A 22,333-nucleotide genomic window follows, 5' to 3' on the forward strand; every position below is an offset into this window, starting at 1 on the left:
GTGACGCCGCCGATTTCGCGGCGGCCGGAGCCTGCTGCTAAGGTCTCCGACGCGCGCCATTAGCTCAATTGGCAGAGCAGCTGACTCTTAATCAGCGGGTTCGGGGTTCGAGTCCCTGATGGCGCACCATCCTCGCGGTCGTCACTCCCCCGCCCGGCACGATCGGCACCAACCGCGCCCGGAACGATCACCTCCGATCGAGTGAGCAGGACACGCCCGGGATGCGGCAGGTCCGCCGGCGTGTTGTGCTCACTCGACTCCGTCGGTGCCGCCCGGCCCGCCCGAGCAGCTCAGCGCCGGGGCCGCTCACCGGTCGGTCAGCTCACCGTTGGGCCGGCTCACCGGTGGGTCAGCTCACAGGTAGAGCCCGGTGCTCCCCTCGGGCACCCGGGTCGCGGCGACCGCGTGCAGGTCGCGCTCGCGCAGCAGCAGGTAGTCCTTGCCGCCGATCTCGACCTCGGCCCGCTCCTCGGGGTCGAAGAGCACACGGTCCTCGACCTCGACCTGGCGCACGTTCGGGCCGGTGGCCACGACGGCCCCCCACGACAGGCGACGGCCCACGCTGGCCGTCGCCGGGATGACGATGCCGCCGCCGGAGCGCCGCTCCCCCGCCTCGCCCTCGACGCTCACGAGGATGCGGTCGTGCAGCATCCGGACGGGCAGGCGGGTGCGGTCCTGCCCCTGCCGCGGGGTCACGTCAGCCGCGGCGGACGCGACGGTAGACGAGCCACCCGCCGATGACCGCCACGACCGCGATGGCCGCGGCGAGCCGCTCGACCCGCAGGTCGCCCTCAGGGGTCGTCGCGACGTCGGCGAAGCGCTGCTTGGCCGCCTCGGTGCGGCGGTGGATGATCGAGCGGGGGTGGGCGCGCTCGACGAGCTCGTCGATGGTCTGCGCGAGCCGGTCGCGCCGGGCGCTGATCTCGGCCTCGAGGGCGGGGATCGACACGGGCGGGGCCGGAGCGGCCGGGGTGGCCGGGGCGGCCGGGGTGGCCGGTGCGGACGCCGGGCCCGATGACGCCGATCCGGGTGCCGTCGTGCCGCCGGGGGTGGGCTGGGAGGTGCTCATGGTGTCCTCACTCGAGTCCGAGGTCGCGACGCAGCTTCGCGACGTGGCCGGTGGCCTTGACGTTGTACCAGGCGTGCGACACGGTGCCGTCCTCGTCGAGCACGACGGTGCTGCGGATGACGCCCTGCACGGTCTTGCCGTACATCATCTTCTCGCCGAACGCGCCCCACGCCGTCATGACCGCGCGGTCGGCGTCGGAGAGGAGGGTGATGGTCAGGCCCTCCTTCTCCCGGAACTTCGCGAGCTTCTCGGGCATGTCGGGTGAGATGCCGAGCACGGTGTAGCCGTCGGCCCGCAGCGACTCGAGCGAGTCGCTGAAGTCGCAAGCCTGCGTCGTGCAGCCGGGGGTCATCGCGGCGGGGTAGAAGTAGACGATGACCTTGCCGCCGCGCAGGTCGCTCAGCGTCACCTGCGAGCCGGTGTCGTCGGGCAGGGTGAAGTCGGGCGCGATGTCGCCGGGGCTGAGCCGGTCACCCACGGTGGCCTCCTCGTCGAGTCGGGGCGGTGCGGCTCCCAACCTACCCCGCCCACCGCCGGGCCGACCCGCGGGGCGCACGCGTCGACGGACCACCGTCGCGCGGTACGTGTCGTGCGCAAGGCGGGACTCGAACCCGCACACCCGAAGGCACCAGAACCTAAATCTGGCGCGTCTACCAGTTCCGCCACTCGCGCGCAGGGCAAGGGTATGCCGCCCCAGCGCCACCGGGCGACGTCATTCGCCGAGCAGTTCGCGGATGACCGGCGCCAGCGCCCGGAAGGCGTTGCCGCGGTGCGAGATCGCGTTCTTCTCCTCGTCCGTGTGCTCGGCCAGCGTGCGGTGCGAGCCGTGCGGGACGAAGACGGGGTCGTAGCCGAAGCCGTTCGTACCGCGAGGCGCGCGCGCGAGGCGCCCCTCGACCCGACCCTCGACGCCCTCGACCCGCCCGTCCGGCATCGCGATGACGGCGGCGCAGACGAACGCCGCGCCCCGGTGCGCGGGCGGGACGTCGCCGAGCTGCTCGAGCAGGAGCGCGAGGTTGGCGCGGTCGCGGTCGGCGCGAGCGGCATCCTCGCCCGCCGCGGACCCCGACCAGCGTGCCGAGAAGACCCCCGGTGACCCACCGAGGACCTCCACGGCGAGCCCGGAGTCGTCGGCGACGGCCGGGAGCCCGGTCGCCGTCGCGAGGGCCACCGCCTTGAGGCGGGCGTTGCCGAGGAAGGTGACCTCCGTCTCGGGGACGTCCGGGGCATCCTCGACCTCGTCGGCGCCGACGACGTCGAGGTCGAGCTCGTCGACGAGGTCACCGAGGATCTGGCGCAGCTCGTGGACCTTGTGCTCGTTGCGGGTCGCGAGGACGAGGCGACGGCTCACCCGAGCCGCTCCCGGGCGTGTGCGTCGAGCGCGGCCTGCTGGAGCCGGGTCAGCTCGGCGCAGCCGGCCGTCGCGAGGTCGAGCAGGTCGCCGAGCACGGCCCGGTCGAAGGGCTCGCCCTCGGCGGTGCCCTGCACCTCGACGAACCGGCCGTCACCGGTCATGACGACGTTCATGTCGGTCTGGGCGCCCGAGTCCTCAGGGTAGTCGAGGTCGAGCACCGGCCGGCCGTCGACGAGCCCGACGCTCACCGCGGCGATCGAGCCGGTGAGCGGCTGGGCCCCCGCGGCGATGAGGCCCTTCGCCCGGGCGTCGGCGACGGCGTCGGCGAGCGCGACCCACGCCCCGGTGATGGCGGCGGTGCGGGTGCCCCCGTCGGCCTGGAGCACGTCGCAGTCGAGGACGACGGTGTTCTCGCCGAGGGCGGAGGTGTCGATGACGGCGCGCAGGCTGCGCCCGACGAGCCGGCTGATCTCGTGGGTGCGGCCCCCGACCCGCCCGCGGCGCGACTCGCGGTCGCTGCGGGTGTTCGTCGAGCGCGGCAGCATCTCGTACTCGGCGGTGACCCAGCCGGTGCCCCTGCCCTTGAGCCAGCGCGGCACGCCGGCCGTGAAGGATGCCGCGCACAGCACCCGGGTGCGTCCGAACTCGACGAGGACGCTGCCCTCGGCGTGGTCGAGCCAGTTGCGCGTGAGGCGCACCTCGCGGAGCTGGTCGGCGGCGCGGCCGTCGTGGCGGGGGGTCTGGGCAGGCATGGCCGCAAGGCTAGCCGGGTCGCACCCGGGCCCCGAACCGGGCGCTCAGAGCTCGTAGACGGCGCCGGCCCGGGCGAGCTCGACCTCGCCGGGCCACACGGACGCGGCCTGGGCCCGACAGACCTCGGGGTCGTTCCACGCGGGGATGTGGGTGAGCACGAGCCGGCCCACCCCGCCGGCGCGCACGGCCGCGGCGGCCGCACGCGAGCCGGACAGGTGGATGTCGGGCACGGCGTCGTCGCGACCGTCGACGAACGCGGAGTCCGTGAGGGCGAGGTCGGCACCGCGCAGCAGCGGTGTGAGGTTGTCGCAGTCGTCGGTGTCGCCGGTGTAGGCCAGCACGGCACCGTCGGCCTCGACGCGGTAGCCGTAGGCCTCGACGGGGTGGTTGACCGCGTAGGGGGTGAGGGTGAACGGCCCGATCCGCAGGGGCACGGCATCCGCGACCACCCGGAAGACGAACTGGCCCTCCATGCCGCCGGGCTCGAGCCCGTGGTACATGAGCTGGAGCCGCTCGGCGGTGCCGGTCGGCCCGTGGACCGGCAGCCGTGCCGGCAGCGGGCCCGCGGGGCGGTAGCGACGCGAGACGTACAGGCCGCACACGTCGACGCAGTGGTCGGGATGGAGGTGGGTCAGCACGACGGCGTCGAGGTCGTCGGGCGACAGGTGCCGCTGGAGCGCCCCGAGCGCCCCGCTGCCGAGGTCGAGGACGATCGTCCAGGTGCGCCCGTCGGCGTCGGCCTGGACGAGGTATGACGACGACGGCGACGCCGGGCCGGCGAACGAGCCCGAGCACCCCAGCACGGTGACCCTCATGCGGTACCCGCCTTGACGACCGTCGGCGGCGAGGTGAACACCGGCCCGAGCCTCGACCCGACCCCGAGGAAGCGGGTGGCGAGGCGGCGGAACTCCTCCGGGTCGCCCGTCGTCGTGAACCCGTGGTCGGGGTCGGGGAGGCCGTCGGGGCGCAGGAGGTCGGCGTCGGCGAGGACGCGGTAGACGTCCTTGGCGGTCTCCTCGGCGGACGACACGAGGGTCACGTCGTCGCCCATGGCGTAGGAGATGACCGCGGTGAGCAGCGGGTAGTGCGTGCAGCCGAGGACGAGGGTGTCGACGCCGCGCTCGCGCAGCGGGTCGAGGTACTCGTGGGCCACACCGACGAGCTCGGGCCCGCCGGTCACCCCGCGCTCGACGAACTCGACGAACCTCGGGCACGGAGTGCTCACGACGTCGAGGTGCGGGGCCGCCGCGAACGCGTCGAGGTAGGCCCCCGACTGGTGGGTGCCCACGGTCGAGATGACGCCCACCCGGCCGTTGCGGGTGGCCGAGGCGGCCCGGCGCACGGCGGGGCGGATCACCTCGACGACCGGTACGTCGTAGCGCTCGCGCGCGTCGTGGAGCACCGCCGCGCTCGCCGTGTTGCACGCGATGACGAGCACCTTGACCCCGTGGTCGACGAGCCGGTCGAGGCACTCGAGCGCGAGCTCGCGGGTCTGCGCGATCGGCCTCGGGCCGTAGGGGGCGCGGGCGGTGTCGCCGAAGTAGGCGACCGACTCGTGCGGCAGCTGGTCGAGGATCGCCCGCATGACGGTCAGCCCGCCATAGCCGGAGTCGAAGACCCCGATCGGTGAATCTGCCACCGGACAAGGGTAGGTGCCAGCACCGACGCCGAAGCCGCCGCAGCGACGTCTCCCACGTCACACCGGGGTGTCGGCCGCGCGGTCCCCCGCTCTGCGCCCCGTCGGGGCGCGTAGCCTCGGGTGGGCGCGACCTGTTCCCTACCGAGCCCGGCACCCGGAGGCGTTGTGGACGGCCTGACCCACCCCCGAGACCTCGAGGCGTGGCACCGCTGGCAGCACGCGAGCCAGCCCCTCGGACGTCGCGTCGAGCGCGTCGTCGGGGTCCTGCGCGACATCGCCCGCCCCGGCGCCCGAGCCGGCCAGGTCGTCGTCACCCGGGGCGGGCCCGAGCCGCGGGTCCTCGTCTGCCTCGAGTCCCGCACCCCCGCCTCCGAGGCCGCCCTGCTCGCCCCGCTGCGCGACGTCCACCCCGAGGACGTCGTCGTCGTCTCGCCCGAACGGGTGCGCGACGTGCTCCCCTCGTGGACGTGGGCCGAGAGCACCACCCTCGCGAGCGACGCCCTCCCCGGGCTCGCCGAGCAGGCCCGGGTCGTGCTCTCCGCCGGGCACCACCTGCCCCTCGGCCACATCGCCCGGTCGGCGGTCGGCGGCCGCGATACCGGGGACGACCGCCGCTTCGTCACCGTCCAGCACGGCCTGCTCACGCCGCACGCGCCACCGCTCGCGGAGGGCACGACGCTGCTCGCGTGGAGCGAGGCGGATGCCGGCTACTGGCGGTCGGGTCGCGACGACGTGCACACCACCGTCGTCGGCGCGCAGCTGCTCTGGGATGCCGGCCGCCCGCCCACCGCGGTCCGCGCGCCACAGGTGCCCCCCGTCTTCCTCGGGCAGCTGAACGCCACCGAGCTGCCGCGCGAGGCGCTCGCCGACGCGGCGGAGTCGTTCTGCCGGGCCGAGCACGCGACCTACCGCCCCCACCCGGGAGAGCTCGACCGCGGCTCCGTCGCCGTCCACGAGCGGCTCGAGGCGGCGGGTGTCCCCGTCGACCGCTCCGGCGCCCCCCTGCGCGACCTCGGCGCGCCCGTCGTCAGCGTGTTCTCCGCGGGGGTGCTCGAGGCGGCCGCCGCCGGCCTGCCCGCGTGGGTGACGTTCGCCGACCCACCGCCCTGGCTGAGCGCCCTCTGGGCCCGGTACGCCATGGCGCCGTGGGGCGGCCCGCCCACCGCCGCCCCGCACCGGCCGGCGACGGAGCCGGCACGTGCGGTCGCGGCGGTGGTGCAGGAGATGACCGGGTGAGGCAGTCGTGAGCACGGTCATCCTCGCGGCGAACAACGGACAGGTGGGGGGCGGTGAGGTCATGCTCCTCGCGACCGGCCGGCTGCTGCGCGACCTCGGCTACGACGTCGAGGTCGTCGGGCCGGGCACGCCGGGTCCGGCGCGCACGGCGGCAACGGGAATGGCCGGGACGCCGGGTCCGGCGCGCACGGTGGCTGCGGGCGGTACGGGAACGGGGGCGTCGGGGACGCCAAGGACATCGGGGGTACCGGCCGGGGCGGGCGGTACGGGAACGGGGGCGTCGGGGACGTCGGGGACATCGGGGGTACCGCGCGGGGCGGGCGGCTCCGGTGAGGCGGACGGCATCCTCGACCTCGCGGCATCCGAGGGGTTCACCGTCCACCGGCTCGCCGCGGACCGCCGCCGCTACGTGCACGAGCTGCGCGCCTGGCACGGCGGGCGCCGCGAGCTGCTGTGGTGCCACGGCCTCGTCCCGGCCTTCGCGACAGCCGGGCGACCGCGCCGCGTCGTGCACCTGCACAAGCTGCCCACCCGCGCCCAGCACGCCGGCTACCTCACGGCCCGATCGCGGTCGTGGCTCACCCTCGTGCCCTCGCGGTGGATGGCGGCACAGGTGCCGCACGCGCGGGTGCTGCCCAACTGGACCCCCGACCTCTGGTACGCCCCCGGTCCCGCCGGGCGCCCGCGCCGGCTGGGGTACCTCGGCCGGCACGCGGTCGACAAGGGCCTGCTCGTCCTCGCCGAGGCGCTCGCCACGGGGCTCGGGGACGAGCCCGTGCGGCTCGTCCTCGCCGGTGGCCCACGCTTCACCGACGAGGCCGGGGCCCGCCGGGTGGCCGCGGCGCTCGAGCGGCTCGGCGACCGGGTCGAGCGGGTGGGGTGGGTCGAGCCGGCCGAGCTGCTGCGCGACGTCGACGGGCTCGTCGTCCCCTCCCTCGCCCCGGAGTCGTTCGGGCTCCCGGCCGCCGAGGCGATGTCGGCCGGGGTGCCGTGCATCGTCAGCGACGCCGGCGCGCTCAGCGACGTCGTGGGCCCCGACCACCCATGGGTCGTCCCCGCGGGTGACGCGGCCGCGCTGGCGGTCGCGGTGCGGTCGTGGGCGTCCGCCCCGGGGTCGCGGCTCGAGGAGGTCGCCCGGGCCCAACGTGAGCGCTGGCAGGCCGAGCACTCCCCCGACGTCGCGCGCGAGCGGCTGCGCGGCATCCTCGCGTCGTTACCGGCATGAACGAGGGCCCACGAGGCCCCCGGCCGGTGCGCGCTCGCGCCCTCACGCGTCGAGCATCGCCGAGGCGAGCGTCTCCTGGAGCCAGGTGAGGAAGTCGTAGACGGCCAGCGCGTACCCGAGCGGGTCGTCCGGGTCGAGGTCCGGGGCGGCGGCCTCGAGCGCCTCGACGTCGGCGTCGGTGCGCAGCCCCATCCGCTCACCGAGCACGAGCCGCACGTCGGTGAGCGCCGTGAGCAGGGCCCGGGCCTGGGGCTCGTCGAGGCGCACCTTGTCCTCGGCCCGCAGCAGCGCCGCGGCCGTCTCGAGCACGGTGGCCTTGCGGTGGCGCAGGCCGGTCTCGGTGAGGCGGCGGAACTCGGCGGCGGCCTCGTCGTCCTCGCGGTTCGCCGTCGGCAGGAGCCGGTCGAGGGCCGGGTCGCGGCGGGCGGCGGAGGCGTCGAGGTCGGCCTGGTCCTCGGGGGCGACCGTGACGCCCATCCCCAGCCCGGCGACGATCGACGCGAAGGCGTCGCCGCCCTCGGTGACCGGCTCCGGTTCGAGGAGTGCGTGCACCTGGTCCATGAGCCCGGCGATCGTGGCGCGCTCGAGCGGATCGAGCTGCGCGGTGTACGTGGCGCCGCGCCCCGAGCCCCGCCTGCGGAAGCCCCGGGCCATCAGTCGTCCTTCTGGAAGGTGGCCCACAGGCCGTAGCCCTGGAGGGCCTCGGTGTCGGCCTCCATCGCCTCGCGTGACCCGTGGGCGACGACGGCCCGGCCCTGCGTGTGGACGTCCCACATGAGCTTCTCGGCCTTGGCACGGGAGTAGCCGAAGTGGCTCTGCAGCACGTACGTCACGTAGGACATGAGGTTGACGGGGTCGTTCCAGACGATCGTGATCCACGGGGTGTCGGGCACGACGTCACCGCCGGTGGCGGTGACCTCCTCCTGGACGGGTGCGAGCGACACGCCCCAAGGATAGGGCCGGGATGCCGCTCCTCAGCGGCGGCGGCCGGCGTTCCAGCTGCCCGCGTACCGCCCGTCGTCGCAGGCGCGGGCGCCCTCGCCGAGCTCGAGGGGGCGGAAGGTGTCGACCATGACGGCGAGCTCGTCGAAGTACTCCTTGCCGATCGACGCCTCGGCAGCGCCCGGCTGCGGCCCGTGGGCGTGACCGCCCGGGTGCAGCGAGACCGAGCCCTTGCCGATGCCGGACCCCTTGCGCGCCTCGTAGTCGCCGTCGACGTAGAACATGACCTCGTCGCTGTCGACGTTGGAGTGGTAGTAGGGCACCGGGATCGCGAGCGGGTGGTAGTCGACCTTGCGCGGCACGAAGTTGCAGACGACGAAGTTCCACCCCTCGAACACCTGGTGCGCCGGCGGCGGCTGGTGGATGCGGCCGGTGATGGGCTCGTAGTCGCGCACGTTGAAGACGTACGGGTAGAGGCACCCGTCCCAGCCGACGACGTCGAGCGGATGGAACGGCAGCTCGTGCACGGTGCCGACGATGCCGCCGCTGCTCGCGGGGCCGCCCCCGCGGTGCTTGATGTACACCTCCGTCGTGGCGTCCGGGCGCTCGCCGACGTCCTCGGCGAGGAGCGGGCCCCGCGGCAGGCGCAGGTCGCGCTCGCAGTACGGGCTGTGCTCGAGGAACTGGCCGTACTTGCTGAGGTAGCGCTTCGGCGGGGCGATGTGGCTGCTCGCCTCGATGCAGATGGTGCGCAGCGGGTCCTTGCCCGAGCGCTGGGGGAGCCAGCGGTGGGTCGTGGCGCGCGGGATGACGACGTAGTCGCCCTCACCGACCTCGAAGGCCCCGAAGACCGTCTCCACCCGGGCGCTCCCCCGCTCGACGTAGACGCACTCGTCGCCGATCCCGTTGCGGTACCACGGGCTCGGGGCGCCGGCCACGGCGTACGACAGGCGCACGTCGCCGTTGCCGAGGAGCAGGCGCCGCCCCGTGACGACGTCGGTGTCCCGCACGACCTTCGCCGGGAACAGGTCGTGCGGCGTGAGGTGGCGCGGGAGCAGGGGGTGGTTCGGGCTCGTGGCGAGGTCGCCGACGCTCCACTCGCGGTACTCCGCGACGGTCGAGGGGATGTTGCGGTGGTAGAGCAACGAGGAGTCCGAGCTGAACCCCTCCTCGCCCATGAGCTCCTCGTAGTAGAGCTCGCCGACCCGGCCGCGGCGGGCCGGTCGGCGGTGCTGGGTGTGCCGCTTCGGAGGGATGCTGCCCATCGCCTGGTAGTGCGCCACGGCTGTCGTCCACCTCGCTGTGGTCGGGGTCGGGAAGGTCGGGTGCGGACCGGGCCGGGCACGCCGGGATGACGGCGGGCGTCGCGGCTCGTCAGGGCAGCGTATGCCGTGGCGAGACAGCGGGACAGCCGTCGGGTCGGCGACCGGCACATTGGTCAGATCGTGCGGGGGACGCCGGCTCCGGGTGGGCACCCTGCCCAGCCGTCGTCGTCGGGGAGGGACACGGCGTCGTGCTTCGGTAGCCTGCACGCCATGCCCTCAGCGCCGACGGACCCGCTCGCGGACGCCACGATCGCGCCGCTGCTGCACGGCCTCGTCGACGACGCGGCGGTCTTCCCTCCCGGGAACGCACCCCTCGACGAGGCCGTGGCGTCCCACGCCGGGCACCGGGCCGCGTGGTACGCCGGGTGCATCGGGCCGCTCCTCGTGCCGGTGACCTCGGTGGCCCACCTCGTCGAGGTGCTCGACGTGCGCGACGCCGCGGCCGGCCCCGGCGAGGTCAGCGCGCCGGCGGTGCTCGACGTCGTCCTCGTCGCCCGCCCGGGGGCCGACCCCGCTCTCGTGACCGCCGGGCTCGACGCCCTGCGGGACGAGCCGCGGGTGCGGGTCGTCGCGGTCGAGCTCGCGTGGGAGGAGGGCTGGCGCGACCTCGGGCTCGACGACGTGCGACTCGCCCTCGAGGTGCCGCGCGGCAGCGAGCAGGCGGCGGCGGTCGCCGACGTCCGCGCCGCCCTCACCGGTGGGCGCCGGGTCGTCGCGAAGTTCCGCACCGGCCCGACCCCCGCCTGGCCGTGGCCGGACGAGGCCGAGCTCGCGGCCTTCATCGACCACTGCACCCGCCTCGGCGTTCCCTTCCGGCTCACCGGTGGCCTCCACCACGCCGTGCGCGGCCGCTACGAGGTCGGTGGCGTGCCCGAGGAGAACCACGGCGTCCTCAACGTGCTCGTCGCGACGGCCGCGAGCCTCGAGGGTGGCGGACCGGACGAGGTCGCCGGCCTGCTCGCGGTCCGCGACGCCGAAGCCATCGCCGACCTCGCGACGGCGTGGCCCGACGCCACCGTGGCGCGGGTGCGCGGCGCATTCACGGCCTACGGCTGCTGCACCGTGACCGACCCCGTCGGCGAGCTCGCGGACCTCGCCCTGCTCCCCCGGCCCTGACCCCCGCCGACCGACCGACCGAAGGATTGCCATGACCTGGCTCGACCTGCCCGCCGACCACCCGTACGGCATCCACAACCTCCCCTACGGCGTCTTCTCCACCGACGGCACGGAGCCCCGCGTCGGGGTGCGGGTCGGCGACGACGTGCTCGACGTCGCCGCCTGTGCCGAGCGGGCCGGGATGGAGTCGGCCGCCGTGTGGCGGGCCGGGTCCCTCAACCCGTTCCTCGCCGAGGGCCGGCAGGCATGGACCGCCGCGCGCGCGTGGCTCACCGAGCAGCTGACCACGGAGGCGCACCGCGACTGCGTCGAACCGAACCTCGTTCCGGTCTCGCAGGTGCGTCTTCACCTGCCGGTCGAGGTGGCCGACTACGTCGACTTCTACGCCAGCGAGCACCACGCGACGAACGTCGGCCGCATCTTCCGCCCGGACTCCGAGCCGCTGACGCCGAACTGGAAGCACCTCCCGATCGGCTACCACGGGCGGTCGGGCACCGTCGTCGTCTCGGGCACCGAGGTCGTCCGGCCGAGCGGCCAGCGCAAGGCCCCGACCGACCCGGCGCCGTCCTTCGGCCCCTCCGTGCGCCTCGACATCGAGGCCGAGCTGGGCTTCGTCGTCGGGGGCGCCACCCGGCTCGGCGAGCCGGTGGCGCTCGCCGAGGCCGACGAGCACCTCTTCGGCGTCGTCCTGCTCAACGACTGGTCCGCGCGCGACCTGCAGGCATGGGAGTACGTGCCGCTCGGGCCGTTCCTCGGCAAGTCGTTCGCGACGTCGATCTCGCCGTGGGTCGTCACCACCGACGCGCTGCGCGCGGCCCGGGTGCCGCTGCCCGGCCAGGACCCCGAGCCGCTGCCCTACCTGCGCGGAGGGCTGAGCGACGACGGCGCCGGCACGGCCTACGGCCTGGACGTCGCCGTCGAGGTCGACTGGAACGGCACGGTCGTCTCGCGCCCGCAGTTCCGCGACATGTACTGGTCCCCGGCGCAGATGCTCGCCCACATGACCGTCAACGGGGCGACGCTGCGCGACGGCGACCTCTTCGGGTCGGGCACGATCTCCGGCCCGGAGAAGGGCACCCGCGGCTGCTTCCTCGAGCTGTCCTGGAGCGGCACCGAGCCGGTGTCGCTCGACGACGGGTCGCAGCGCACCTTCCTCGAGGACGGCGACACCGTCGTGCTGCGCGCGACGGCGCCCGGTCCCGACGGCGCGGTCGTCGGCTTCGGCGAGTGTGTCGGTACGGTGCGCCCGGCTCGCTGACGGGACGTGTCGCGGCGGCCGTCGCGCCGGGGCCGGCGAGCGCACCGCCCAACAGGCAGTACCCGACGGGCGACGGGGCCATCAGGCGTCTGCGTGGGTGCCCGAGGTCGACCTCGCAGCGCACTGCCTGTTCGTGGGTTCGCTCCAGGGGGCGTGGCCCGGTCTTCGGCACCAGGGCACATGACGGCGGGCGGACCGGAGAGCACCTGACCGCGGGCCGGGCCGCTGTCCGCCGACCCGCTGTCCGCCGGCCCGCTGTCCGTCGTACAGCGGGCCGTCACGGGGCGGTCATCGGGCGGGCAGCGGGTGTCAGCGGCGCAGGACGACGACGGTGTCGGCGACCTTGTCGTGCAGCGCCTGCCGCTTCGGGTCCCAGAGCAGCCACGCCGGGTCGAGGACACTGAGCACCGAACCCGCGATGGAGACGACCGGCAGGAGGCCGAGGACCGTCACGGCCACACCGAGCACCTGGCGCTTGAGCGCGTCGACGACGGTCAGCGGCCCAGCAGCTCCCACCCGTCGCACGACGGTGCCGAGCACCATCTTCCCTGGGGTCGCGCCGCGCAGGGTGAGGAAGGTCGTCTCGTACAGCAGCGAGACGGCCATGCTGACGAGGGTGATCGGGAGGGTGGCGGCGATCACCTCGCTCGTGAACGCCCCCTGGTCCGGTGCGGCAGCCCCCGACTCCGCGGCGCTCACGGCGGCCGAGACGAAGTCGGAGACGGCCGTGAAGAGGTCGCCGAGCCACGGGATGGCGAGGACGAGCGAGACGATCGAGGTGATGATGCTGTCGAGGATGCGGGCCACGAGCCGGCGCCACCACTCGGCGAGCACGGCACCGTCGGGCAGCACGTCGCGGCGCTGGCCGTAGGCCGCCCCGTACCCGCCGTAGGGCGGCATGCCCCCGCTCGGCCACTGACCCTGGGGACCCTGACCCGGCCACTGGCCCTGCGGACCCTGACCCGGCCACTGGCCCTGGGTGCCCGGCTGACCCGGCCACTGGCCCGGCTGGACCCACCCGCCGTCGGGCGCGGGGGGTGCGCCGGGCGCGGGGGGTGCGCCGGGCGCGCCCGAGGCTCCCTGCCCGCCCGGGGCGCCCTGGCCGCCCTGGCCGCCCGGGGCACCCTGCCCGCCCGGGGCGCCCTGCCCGGGTCCACGCCCGATGACCGACGCGTCGACGGTCGGCGAGCGCCGCGGGGTCGTGTGGGACGTCCACACGACCCCGTCGAAGTAGCGCAGCTGGCCGGGGTCGTCGGGGTCGTCGTACCAGCCGGGTCCTGCGGGGGTCTCGCTCATGCCCTCAGCGTCTCACGCGTGCGCGACCCCCGAGCACGGCACCGGGCCCTCCCGCCGTCGACCTCCCGGCGTTGACCTCCCGGCCCGGCGGGCGCACCATCGGGCATGGCGACCCGACTCGGACAGCACCTCCTCGACCTCGTCGACACCCTGCGCTACGAGCCGGTCGACCGGCGGATCCGGGCGTCCCTCGACGGCCGGCCCGTCCTCGACACGACGGATGCCGTGCTCGTCTGGGAGCCACGCCGCGTCGTGCCGATGTATGCCGTGCCCCCCACCGACCTCTCGGCCGACCTCGTGCCGTGCGCGCCGGCCCAACCTCCCCCGCACCTGCCGCCGGTGCTCGGCCCGGTCAACTTCGCCTGGCACCACACACCGGGGCAGGACCACGACCTCGTCGTCGGCGACCGCACGCTGCCGCACGCCGCGTTCACGCCCGAGGACCCCGACCTCGGCGGACGGGTCGTCGTGGAGTGGGCGCCGTTCGCGTGGGTCGAGGAGGCGCAGCCGGTCACCGGCCACCCGCACGACCCGTTCAAGCGCATCGACGTGCTGCGCAGCGACCGGCACGTCGTCGTGAGCCTGGGTGGCACCGTGCTCGGCGACACCTGCCACGCGATCGCCCTGCACGAGACCCACATCCCGGTGCGGTGGTACCTCCCCCACGACGACGTGGCGACCGACCTGCTCGTCGGTAGCCCCTCGTCGACGACCTGCGCCTACAAGGGCCACGCGACCCACGTCTCGCTCGCGCCGGACGCGGTGACGGGGCTGGGCACGCAGGGCGTGGACATCGGGTGGAGCTACACCCATCCGCTCGAGGAGGTCGCGGCGATCAAGGGGATGATCTGCTTCTACTCCGAGCGCACCGACCTCGAGCTCGACGGGGTCGCCGTGCCCCGCCCCGTCACGCCGTGGTCCTCCCCTCGCGACCAGCAGCGCTTCTGAGCGGACCCACGACGCGCCGGTCCAGCGCGCGTCCCGGCCGCGGGAGCCGGCCGCGGCGCGGGTCACCGCGTCAACAGGCGCGCGGTCACCGCGTCAACAGGCGCGCGGTCACCGCGTCAACAGGCGCGCGGTCACCGCGTCAACAGGCGCGCGGTCACCGCGTCAACAGGCGCGCGGTCACCGCGTCAGCATGCTCACAGGTTGCCGCGGCGCTCCTGCTCGCGCTCGATCGACTCGAAGAGGGCCTTGAAGTTGCCCTTGCCGAAGCCGAGCGAGCCGTGCCGCTCGATGATCTCGAAGAACACCGTGGGCCGGTCGCCGAGCGGACGGGTGAAGATCTGGAGCAGGTAGCCGTCCTCGTCGCGGTCGACGAGGATCCGACGCTGCTTCAGCTCCTCGATGGGCACCCGGACCTCACCGATGCGGGCCCGCAGCTCGGGGTCGTCGTAGTAGGCGTCCGGGGTGTCGAGGAACTCCACGCCCTCCTTGCGCAGCTCGTCGACGGTGCGCAGGATGTCGTTCGTCGCGAGCGCGAGGTGCTGCGCGCCGGGGCCCGAGTAGAACTCGAGGTACTCGTCGATCTGGCTCTTGCGCGCCGCGATCGCCGGCTCGTTGAGCGGGAACTTCACCCGGTGGTTGCCGTTGGCGACGACCTTGGACATCAGCGCCGAGTAGTCGGTCGCGATGTCGTCGCCGATGAACTCGGCCATGTTCACGAAGCCCATGACCCGGTTGTAGAACGACACCCACTCGTCCATCCTGCCGAGCTCAACGTTGCCGACGACGTGGTCGAGGGCCTGGAAGAGCCGCTTCGGGGCGCTCTCACGCTTGACGTACGTCGACTCGGCGGCGACGTAGCCCGGCAGGTACGGCCCGGCATACGTCACACCGTCGACCACGCGCTGCACGAGCGTGTGGCGGGTCTCGCCGTACGTCGCGATGGCCGCGAGGCGCACCGAGCCGTGCTCGTCGGTGAGCGTCTCGGGCTCCTGGAGCACGGTGGCCCCGGCACGGCGCGCCTGCTCGATGCACCGGTCGACGTCGGGCACCTCGAGGGAGATGTCGACGACGCCGTCGCCGTGGCGGGCGTGGTGGGCGATGAGCGGGCTGTCCGGGCTCACCGCGCCCTTGAGGACGAAGCGGATCGAGCCGGACTTGAGCACGAAGGCCTTGTGGTCGCGCACGCCGTGCTCGGGGCCGGTGTAGGCGACGAGCTCCATGCCCCACGCGCTCTGGTAGTAGTGCGCGGCCTGGGTCGCGTTGCCGACGACGAAGACGAGTGCGTCCCAGCCGGTGACCGGGAACGGGTCCTGCTGTTCGTCGTAGTCGACGAGGCCGACGAGCTGCTTGAGCTGCTGGAGGTCCAGGCCGGCCTGGCGCTCCTGGTCGGTGAGGTCGAGGTGGCTGGCAGGCGTCGTCGTCGTGTCAGTCATCAGGACACTGTGAACGATCCGGTCACGGTGTGCAACGGTTGGCCGTTCGGCTGGTCAGGGTGCGCACGGTGCTTGCCCTGCGCCGTGGCGGTCCGGACAATGTGACCATGACACGCCAGACCGGGGTGGATGACCTCGACGCCCGACTCATCGCCCTGTTCACCGAGGACCCGCACGTGGGGGTGCTCGGCGCCTCGCGCGCTCTCGGGGTCGCGCGCGGCACCGTGCAGGCCCGCCTCGACCGGCTCCAGGAGCGGGGGGTCGTCAAGTCGTTCGCCCCCCACGTCGACCCCGGCGCGCTCGGCTACCCGGTCACCGCCTTCTGCACCCTCGAGATCCGCCAGCGCCAGGGCCACGCCCCCGTCGTCGAGCACCTCTCCGCGATCCCGGAGGTGCTCGAGATCCACTCGATCACCGGCGTCGGCGACCTCGTCGTGCGGATCGTCGCTCGTGACAACGCCGACCTCGGCCGGGTCATCGACGAGATCATCGACGACACCCACGTGCTGCGCGCCAACACGGCGATCTGCCTCGTGACCCACCTCGACCACCGTACCGGGCCGCTCGTCGAGGCCGCCGCCGCCCGTCGGGAGTAGGAGCCGCGGCGCCGGAGCGGCGCGCTGACGCGTCCGCGTGACGCGTCCGCGTGACGCGTCCCCGCGGCGCGTCAGTGCTGGCGCGGCGGTGCTGGCGCGTCAGCGCCGGCCGACGAACCAGCGGCGGATCCGCTCGACCCGCTCGAGCACCTGCTCACTCGTCGCCGCCGCGAGCTCGGGCCCCCCGCACGCGCGCCGGAGGTCGAGGTGGATCGTCGCGTGGGGGGTGCCGGTCTTCGACGAGTACGCGGCGACGAGCTTGTTGAGCTCCTTGCGCTGCGACGCGAGGGCCCGGTGGGCCGACACCGGAGTCGCCCCTCGCGTCGCCGGCCCGCCCCGACCGGTCGCGGCCCTCGACTGCCTGGCCTGGCGCTCGTGGAGCAGGGTCGCGACCTGCTCCGGCTCGAGCAGACCCGGGAGGCCGAGGTAGTCCTGCTCCTCCTCGGAGCCCACGGCGGCGTGCAGGCCGAACTGCTGCGCGTCGAAGAGCACGTGGTCGAAGTGGGCGTCGGACTCGAGCGCCTCGAACGACGTCTCGTCGAGCCCTGCGGTGCGCTCGGTGCGGTTGGCCGCGGCGATCAGGCCCTCCTCCTCCGCCCACGACGAGGCCTCGTCCTCCATGGACGTCGGGCGGTCCAGCGCGTGGTCGCGCTCCTCCTCCATCGACGCGGCGTGGGCGAGGATCGTCGGCACCGAGGGCAGGAAGACGGATGCCGTCTCGCCGCGCCGGCGAGCGCGCACGAACCGCCCCACCGCCTGGGCGAAGTAGAGCGGGGTGGAGGTCGACGTCGCGTACACCCCGACGCACAGCCGCGGCACGTCGACGCCCTCGGACACCATCCGGACGGCGACCATCCACCGGGAGGTGTCGGCGGCGAACCGCTCGATCCCGGCACTCGCGCCGGCGTCGTCGGACAGCACGACGGTCGGGTCCTCCCCCGTGACCGCGCGCAGGATGCGCGCGTACGCCCGCGCGGAGGTCCGGTTCGACGCGATGACGAGCCCCCCGGCATCCGGCACGTGCCGACGCACCTCGCTGAGCCGCGTGTCGGCCGCGGCGAGCACCGACGGCACCCACTCGCCCCGGGGGTCGAGGGCGGTGCGCCAGGCCTGGGCGGTCTGGTCCTTGGTCAGCGGCTCGCCGAGGCGCGCGGCGACCTCGTCCCCGGCCTTCGTGCGCCACCGCATCGCCCCGCCGTACGCGAGGAAGAGCACCGGGCGCACGACGCCGTCGCGCAGGGCCGCGGCGTACCCGTACGTGTAGTCCGAGGCGGAGCGCAGGATGCCGTCCTCCCTCATCTCGTAGCGCACGAAGGGGATGGGGTTGGTGTCGGAGCGGAACGGCGTGCCGGTGAGCGACAGGCGACGCTCCGCCGGCTCGAAGGCCTCGCGGATGCCGTCGCCCCACGACTTCGCGTCGCCGCCGTGGTGCACCTCGTCGAGGATGACGAGGGTGGGGGTCTGCTCGGTGCGACGCCGGTGCAGGGCCGGCCTCGTGGCGACCTGGGCGTAGGTCACGGCGACGCCGTCGTACTCGTGCGACTGCAGCCCGGTGGCGTTCGAGAACGCCGGGTTGAGCTGGATGCCGACGCGGGCCGCGGCATCCGCCCACTGGGTCTTGAGGTGCTCGGTCGGGGCAACGACGGTGACCGCCCGGACGGTGCCACGGTCGAGCAGCTCGGTCGCGATGCGCAGGGCGTAGGTCGTCTTCCCGGCCCCCGGGGTGGCGACGGCGAGGAAATCGCGCCGCCCGCTGTCGAGGTACACCGCGAGGGCCTCCTCCTGCCAGGCGCGCAGCTTCGCGGCGGTACCCCAGGCGGCCCGCTCGGGGAAGGCGGGGGACAGGTGGCCGGCGGCTGAGGTACTCATGGGGGTGGCCACCCTAACCGCTCGCGGCGGCGACATGCCCACGCCCTCCGGAGGCCGCCGGAGCGTGTCGGGCTGTGCTATCGGGTCACGCCGGCCTGCACCCCGGCGGGCCGGACCACGTTCCCCGCGAACGGCATCCGCGTCGGCCGCGAGTGCTGGTTCGCGGCTGCGTGCCGTGCTTCTTCCACGCGTCTTCAACGCGTGCCCGGCACCGTCTCCGGCACAGGTTCCACACCACCGAGAAGGGAAGCACCATGTCCACCCACGTCATCCCCGCCGGCCGCCACCGCGCGTCGGCCATCGTCATCCTCGTCGCCCTCGTGGCGGCGATCGCCGTCGCCGTCCTGGCCGTCGTCGACGCGCCCCCGACCGGCGCCTCGCAGCAGGGCACCACCGCCCCCGGGGCCGTTCCCACCCCCGACTGGCTCCAGCGCTACCTCGACGTCGAGGCACCCGTCGACGCCGACGCCCCGGTGGCGACCGGCGTGCGACCCGTCAACGAGGGGCTGCGCTGAGCACCGGTCACGGGCCCGGCGCCCACCACGGTCGGGGGCACGACGTCACGAGACGCGTGTCCCCGGCCCGTTTGACGGCGTCACTCGCCGCCGTCCTCCGGGGCGCGCAGGCCGTCGTAGATCTCCTGGCACATCGGGCAGACCGGGAACTTCTTCGGGTCGCGTCCGGGCACCCAGACCTTGCCGCACAGCGCCGTGACCGGCTCTCCGGACAGCGCGCTCTCGAGGATCTTCTCCTTGCGCACGTAGTGCGAGAAGCGCTCGTGGTCGCCGGGCTCGGCGACCTGGGGCACGGCCTCGGTGCGTTCGAGGACCGCCGTGCGGGTCTGCGGCTGGCCCACAGGGGCGTTCGGGTCGTCCAGCGGGGGCATCGGCTCGCTCATCCAGCGAGTGTATGCCGTGCCTCACGGCCCCAGAGCCGGGTGCTCACGTGGCTGTCGGGGCGACCACCTGAGCACCCGACTCGAGGGGAGGAGGATGCCGGGCGGTCAGTTCATCGAGGGGTCGGCCGGGAACCACGCCACCCAGCGCAGCGGCTCGGGCTGGCGCCGCAGCACCGTGCGCCACAGGCCATCGGGGTCGTCGGTGAACACGTCGCCGCTCTCGCTGCCGACGACGTACCACGACCCGGTCGCGATCTCGGCCTCGAGCTGTCCCGGGGACCAGCCCGCGTAGCCGGCGAAGATCCGAAGCCCCGCGACGACGGGGACTACGAGCAGCGGTGGCGTGTCGAGGTCGACGAGCGCCACCGACCCGAAGAGCCGCCGCACCCCCGTGGGGTCCGGGGAGTCCCCGGGCACGGCGACGAGGCCGAGGGCCGAGTCGAGCTGCACCGGGCCGCCCTGGAACACCTTCGCCGGGGTGCTCGCGTGCTCCTCCCAGCCGGGCAGGACGGCATCGACGTCCGCGTCGATCGGGCGGTTGAGGACGAGCCCCTGGGCGCCGTCGTCGTCGTGGTGCAGGACGAGGACGACGGAGCGTGCGAACACGCCCTCCTCGATCTGCGGTGTGGCGACGAGGAGCTGCCCGGTCGTGTGCGTCCCGCTCACCCGTCCATTCTGCCCCGGTCGGAGCCGGGACGTCCGGCACCGTGACGCGGGCGACCGCCCCCGGAGCGCTGGGGGCGTCCACCCGCGCGCCCGCCGGGCCGGCCACCGGGACGACCGCCCGGGCGACCGCCGCCGCGGCGACCCGCGTTCCTCGTGCCCTCGAGGATCGGGCGCCAGACCGCGTCCGGGACCGGGACGCCGCTCGGGGCCCGGCCACCCATGGCCTGCACCGTCGCGTCGCCGGGGACGACCTTCGCGGTCCGCGCCTCGGCTCCGGCACCCTCGATGATGCGGGTCACCATCTTGCGCTGGTGCGGCAGCGCGAGCATGACGACCGCGCCCTCCTCACCCGCGCGGGCGGTGCGCCCGGCACGGTGCAGGTAGTCCTTGTGGTCGGTCGGCGGGTCGACCTGCACCACCATCCCGACGTCGTCGACGTGGATGCCGCGCGCGGCGACGTCCGTGGCGACGAGCACGTTCATGGACCCGTCACGGAAGGCGCCGAGCACCCGGTTGCGCACGGCCTGCGACAGGCCGCCGTGCAGAGATGCCGCGAGCACACCGCGCTCGCGCAGCTCACCGGCGATGCGGTCGGCGCCGAGCTGGGTGCGCGCGAAGACGATGACGCGGCCACCGCGCCCGGCGAGCTCGGCCGTGAGGGTCTTCTTGTCGTGCGGGTCGATGAGCAGCACGTGGTGGCTCATCGTCGTGACCGCCGCCTGGGCCTCGTCGGTCGAGTGGGTGACAGGGTCGACGAGGTAGCGCTCGACGAGCGTGTCGATGCCCTTGTCGAGGGTCGCCGAGAAGAGCAGTCGCTGCCCGCCGGCGGGAACCTCGTCGAGGATCGCGGTGACCTCGGGCAGGAAGCCCATGTCGGCCATGTGGTCGGCCTCGTCGAGCACTGCGATCTCGACACCGCCGAGCTCGACCGCGCCGCGCTCCATGAGGTCGGCGAGCCGGCCGGGGGTGGCGACGAGGATGTCGAGGCCCTTGGCGAGCGCCTTGATCTGCGGCTCGTAGGACAGTCCTCCTGCGACGAGCTTGTGGCGCAGGCCGGCGACGTGCACGAACGGCTCGAGCGCATCGCTCACCTGCATCGCGAGCTCCCGGGTGGGCACGAGGATGAGCGAGCGGGGTCGCCTGCTCCCCGGGCGGGTGCCATCCGCGAGGCGGGCGATCATCGACAGCCCGAACGCCAGGGTCTTGCCGGAGCCGGTGCGGCCCCGGCCGAGCACGTCACGGCCGGCGAGCGCGTCCGGGATCGTCGCCGCCTGGATGGGGAACGGCTCGGTGATGCCGTCGCGGGCCAGCCGCTCGACGAGCACCTCGGGCAGTCCGAGGGGGGCGAAGCCGTTGTCCTCGGTCACCTCCTTCGCCGCACCCGCGGACGAGCGGTAGGCGGTCCACGTGTCGGCCTCGGCACGTTGCGCCTCGGCCTCCTCGAAGGTCAGCGGGCGGTCGGCCTCGACGGGGGCACCGCCGCGGTCATCGCGCGTCGGGTAACCACCACGGTCGTCCCGCTTCTGGTACCCACCACGGTCGTCCCGCTTCTGGTACCCACCACGGTCGTCGCGCGTCGGGTAACCACCACGGTCGTCCCACTTCTGGTAGCTGCCGCGGTCGTCGCGCTTCTGGTACCCACCACGGTCGTCCCGCTTCTGGTACCCACCACGGTCGTCGCGCTTCTGGTAGCTGCCGCGGTCGTCGCGCTTCTGGTAGCTGCCGCGGTCGTCCCGCTTCTGGTAGCTGCCGCGGTCGTCCCGCTTCGGGTACCCACCACGGTCGTCCCGCTTCTGGTAGCTGCCGCGGTCGTCCCGCTTCGGGTACCCACCACGGTCGTCCCGCTTCTGGTAGCTGCCGCGGTCGTCGCGCTTCTGGTAGCCACCACGGTCGTCCCGCCTCTGGTACCCACCGCGGTCGGCGTCGCGGTCGACGTGTCGTCCCTCGTGCCGGTCGCGGCGGGCGGGGTCGGCGACCCGGGGGGCGCGCTCGCGCACGGGGCGCTCCCCGCGCTCCCGCCGAGGTCGCTCGTCATGCGGCCGGTGCACGTGTCGCTCCTCCCGCGAGTCGGAGACCCAGCGCCTCGGTCGGTCGCCACGGTCCTCCCGGGTCGAGGTGGCACCGCGATCGGACGCGTCACGCGAGTACCTCGGCCCGCGGGAGTCGTCGCGCTCCCAGCGCGGGGAGCGCTCGGCGCGGGGTCGCTTCGTCGAGGCCTCACCGGCGTCGGAGCGGGCGGCCCTCTTGGGCGTGCTCCTCGGGCCGTCCGGCTGGCCGCGGTGGTGCGGCTTCTTCGCGGTCTTGCGGGCCTCCGCCTTCTGGGCGGCGGTCCAGCGGGCCTTCTTGGGCCCGGATGCCTTGGGCATGGGGGTGTTCACCTGTGTTTCGTCATCGATCAGCGGAGACAGACACGTCTTCGGGCCGATGGCGACAGCGGCGGAGCAAGACGAGCCTCGGACGCGGTGGTCCGTGGGCCGGTTCGACGAGGGAGGTGTCACCGGCGCACCGGGCGGGGATGGAGCGGGTCGCACTCTGCGATCCCGGCGGACGCGGCCATGCGTCCGAGCACCTCGGTGGGAGGGACCAGCCTACCAGCGGCACGGCATCCGGCGGACCACGCGCGGATGCCGTGCGGGCGCCGGGGTGTGCCCCCCGACAGGCAGTACCCGCCGCAGCCACCGCCACGACCGTGAACGACGCCGCCCGATCG

23 protein-coding genes and 2 tRNA genes are annotated in these 22,333 nt (G+C 74.2%); 8 read left to right on the forward strand and 17 right to left on the reverse strand.

The genetic code is table 11. The features are described 5' to 3' along the window. Nucleotides 1-53 precede the first annotated feature (53 nt). A tRNA-Lys gene (locus ABD899_RS12615) sits at nucleotides 54-129 on the forward strand. A 225-nt stretch (nucleotides 130-354) separates the two neighbouring features. Here ABD899_RS12615 and ABD899_RS12620 read toward each other — a convergent pair. The 8 genes from ABD899_RS12620 to murI all read right to left on the reverse strand — a co-directional run bounded on the left by ABD899_RS12620 (nucleotide 355) and on the right by murI (nucleotide 4,815). Further along, nucleotides 355-696, reverse strand: a complete 342-nt coding sequence (locus ABD899_RS12620) for a GroES family chaperonin (RefSeq protein ID WP_425474964.1) — start codon at nucleotides 694-696, stop codon at nucleotides 355-357. 1 nt (nucleotide 697) lies between these two features. After that, entirely contained in the window at nucleotides 698-1,069 is a 372-nt protein-coding gene (locus tag ABD899_RS12625; RefSeq protein WP_345206490.1) for a DUF3618 domain-containing protein, read from the reverse strand. Between the two features lie 7 nt (nucleotides 1,070-1,076). Further along, entirely contained in the window at nucleotides 1,077-1,547 is a 471-nt protein-coding gene (gene bcp, locus ABD899_RS12630) for a thioredoxin-dependent thiol peroxidase (RefSeq protein WP_345206493.1), read from the reverse strand. A 112-nt stretch (nucleotides 1,548-1,659) separates the two neighbouring features. Beyond that, nucleotides 1,660-1,741: transfer RNA gene (locus ABD899_RS12635), tRNA-Leu, on the reverse strand. 40 nt (nucleotides 1,742-1,781) lie between these two features. After that, nucleotides 1,782-2,420 (reverse strand): RdgB/HAM1 family non-canonical purine NTP pyrophosphatase, encoded by a 639-nt coding sequence (gene rdgB / locus ABD899_RS12640; protein WP_345206496.1) that lies wholly within the window; start codon nucleotides 2,418-2,420, stop codon nucleotides 1,782-1,784. Further along, nucleotides 2,417-3,175, reverse strand: coding sequence for a ribonuclease PH (gene rph / locus ABD899_RS12645; protein ID WP_345206498.1), 759 nt, complete (start codon nucleotides 3,173-3,175; stop codon nucleotides 2,417-2,419). The genes rdgB and rph overlap by 4 nt, the downstream gene beginning before the upstream one ends. Nucleotides 3,176-3,220: 45 nt before the next feature. Continuing rightward, entirely contained in the window at nucleotides 3,221-3,991 is a 771-nt protein-coding gene (locus ABD899_RS12650) for an MBL fold metallo-hydrolase (RefSeq protein WP_345206501.1), read from the reverse strand. Then, nucleotides 3,988-4,815, reverse strand: a complete 828-nt coding sequence (murI, locus tag ABD899_RS12655; protein WP_345206504.1) for a glutamate racemase — start codon at nucleotides 4,813-4,815, stop codon at nucleotides 3,988-3,990. The genes ABD899_RS12650 and murI overlap by 4 nt, the downstream gene beginning before the upstream one ends. A gap of 165 nt (nucleotides 4,816-4,980) precedes the next feature. Between murI and ABD899_RS12660 the strand changes: the two genes are divergently transcribed. Both ABD899_RS12660 and ABD899_RS12665 read left to right on the forward strand, forming a co-directional pair. Continuing rightward, on the forward strand, nucleotides 4,981-6,051 hold the full coding sequence (locus ABD899_RS12660) for an RNA-binding protein (protein ID WP_345206507.1): 1,071 nt from the start codon (nucleotides 4,981-4,983) through the stop codon (nucleotides 6,049-6,051). Between the two features lie 7 nt (nucleotides 6,052-6,058). Then, nucleotides 6,059-7,276 carry a glycosyltransferase family 4 protein gene (locus ABD899_RS12665; protein WP_345206510.1) on the forward strand — a complete coding sequence of 406 codons (1,218 nt, stop codon included), beginning with the start codon at nucleotides 6,059-6,061 and terminating at the stop codon, nucleotides 7,274-7,276. A 42-nt stretch (nucleotides 7,277-7,318) separates the two neighbouring features. On the opposite strand, the gene ABD899_RS12670 is transcribed toward ABD899_RS12665, so the two are convergent. Genes ABD899_RS12670 through ABD899_RS12680 form a run of 3 tightly spaced genes read right to left on the reverse strand, consistent with a single transcriptional unit; the run spans nucleotide 7,319 to nucleotide 9,501 of the window. Continuing rightward, nucleotides 7,319-7,930 (reverse strand): DUF2017 domain-containing protein, encoded by a 612-nt coding sequence (locus tag ABD899_RS12670; RefSeq protein WP_345206511.1) that lies wholly within the window; start codon nucleotides 7,928-7,930, stop codon nucleotides 7,319-7,321. Continuing rightward, on the reverse strand, nucleotides 7,930-8,220 hold the full coding sequence (gene clpS, locus ABD899_RS12675) for an ATP-dependent Clp protease adapter ClpS (protein WP_345206512.1): 291 nt from the start codon (nucleotides 8,218-8,220) through the stop codon (nucleotides 7,930-7,932). The genes ABD899_RS12670 and clpS overlap by 1 nt, the downstream gene beginning before the upstream one ends. Nucleotides 8,221-8,250: 30 nt before the next feature. Further along, nucleotides 8,251-9,501 carry a homogentisate 1,2-dioxygenase gene (locus ABD899_RS12680; protein WP_345206514.1) on the reverse strand — a complete coding sequence of 417 codons (1,251 nt, stop codon included), beginning with the start codon at nucleotides 9,499-9,501 and terminating at the stop codon, nucleotides 8,251-8,253. A 252-nt stretch (nucleotides 9,502-9,753) separates the two neighbouring features. Between ABD899_RS12680 and ABD899_RS12685 the strand changes: the two genes are divergently transcribed. Both ABD899_RS12685 and fahA read left to right on the forward strand, forming a co-directional pair. Then, on the forward strand, nucleotides 9,754-10,659 hold the full coding sequence (locus tag ABD899_RS12685) for a hypothetical protein (protein WP_345206515.1): 906 nt from the start codon (nucleotides 9,754-9,756) through the stop codon (nucleotides 10,657-10,659). Nucleotides 10,660-10,690: 31 nt separating this feature from the next. Further along, a complete protein-coding gene (gene fahA / locus ABD899_RS12690; RefSeq protein WP_345206517.1) occupies nucleotides 10,691-11,917 on the forward strand; it encodes a fumarylacetoacetase in 1,227 nt (408 codons plus the stop codon). 309 nt (nucleotides 11,918-12,226) lie between these two features. Here the strand turns inward: fahA and ABD899_RS12695 are convergent, their stop codons facing one another. Further along, on the reverse strand, nucleotides 12,227-13,213 hold the full coding sequence (locus ABD899_RS12695; RefSeq protein WP_345206519.1) for an RDD family protein: 987 nt from the start codon (nucleotides 13,211-13,213) through the stop codon (nucleotides 12,227-12,229). A 105-nt stretch (nucleotides 13,214-13,318) separates the two neighbouring features. Here ABD899_RS12695 and ABD899_RS12700 point away from each other — a divergent pair, with 105 nt between their 5' ends. Beyond that, entirely contained in the window at nucleotides 13,319-14,161 is an 843-nt protein-coding gene (locus tag ABD899_RS12700) for a DUF427 domain-containing protein (RefSeq protein WP_345206522.1), read from the forward strand. Nucleotides 14,162-14,355: 194 nt separating this feature from the next. On the opposite strand, the gene hppD is transcribed toward ABD899_RS12700, so the two are convergent. Beyond that, the gene (hppD, locus tag ABD899_RS12705; RefSeq protein ID WP_345206525.1) at nucleotides 14,356-15,594 is read right to left on the reverse strand and encodes a 4-hydroxyphenylpyruvate dioxygenase; all 1,239 of its coding nucleotides are present in this window, start codon (nucleotides 15,592-15,594) and stop codon (nucleotides 14,356-14,358) included. 107 nt (nucleotides 15,595-15,701) lie between these two features. Here hppD and ABD899_RS12710 point away from each other — a divergent pair, with 107 nt between their 5' ends. Continuing rightward, a complete protein-coding gene (locus ABD899_RS12710) occupies nucleotides 15,702-16,190 on the forward strand; it encodes an Lrp/AsnC family transcriptional regulator (RefSeq protein ID WP_345206527.1) in 489 nt (162 codons plus the stop codon). Between the two features lie 99 nt (nucleotides 16,191-16,289). Here ABD899_RS12710 and ABD899_RS12715 read toward each other — a convergent pair whose 3' ends face one another. Beyond that, complete coding sequence (locus ABD899_RS12715; protein ID WP_345206530.1) at nucleotides 16,290-18,059, reverse strand: DEAD/DEAH box helicase; 1,770 nt, start codon at nucleotides 18,057-18,059, stop codon at nucleotides 16,290-16,292. 254 nt (nucleotides 18,060-18,313) lie between these two features. Between ABD899_RS12715 and ABD899_RS12720 the strand changes: the two genes are divergently transcribed. Then, complete coding sequence (locus ABD899_RS12720; RefSeq protein WP_345206532.1) at nucleotides 18,314-18,574, forward strand: hypothetical protein; 261 nt, start codon at nucleotides 18,314-18,316, stop codon at nucleotides 18,572-18,574. Between the two features lie 80 nt (nucleotides 18,575-18,654). Here the strand turns inward: ABD899_RS12720 and ABD899_RS12725 are convergent, their stop codons facing one another. The 3 genes from ABD899_RS12725 to ABD899_RS12735 all read right to left on the reverse strand — a co-directional run bounded on the left by ABD899_RS12725 (nucleotide 18,655) and on the right by ABD899_RS12735 (nucleotide 22,001). Continuing rightward, nucleotides 18,655-18,957 carry a DUF3039 domain-containing protein gene (locus ABD899_RS12725; protein WP_345206534.1) on the reverse strand — a complete coding sequence of 101 codons (303 nt, stop codon included), beginning with the start codon at nucleotides 18,955-18,957 and terminating at the stop codon, nucleotides 18,655-18,657. Between the two features lie 105 nt (nucleotides 18,958-19,062). After that, on the reverse strand, nucleotides 19,063-19,623 hold the full coding sequence (locus ABD899_RS12730) for a YqgE/AlgH family protein (protein ID WP_345206536.1): 561 nt from the start codon (nucleotides 19,621-19,623) through the stop codon (nucleotides 19,063-19,065). Beyond that, nucleotides 19,620-22,001, reverse strand: coding sequence for a DEAD/DEAH box helicase (locus ABD899_RS12735; protein ID WP_345206539.1), 2,382 nt, complete (start codon nucleotides 21,999-22,001; stop codon nucleotides 19,620-19,622). Before ABD899_RS12735 ends, ABD899_RS12730 begins: the two co-directional genes overlap by 4 nt. Nucleotides 22,002-22,333: the final 332 nt, after the last annotated feature.

Origin of the sequence: Fodinibacter luteus, from assembly GCF_039541575.1 — a bacterium.
In the GTDB taxonomy this organism is placed as follows: domain Bacteria; phylum Actinomycetota; class Actinomycetes; order Actinomycetales; family Dermatophilaceae; genus Fodinibacter; species Fodinibacter luteus.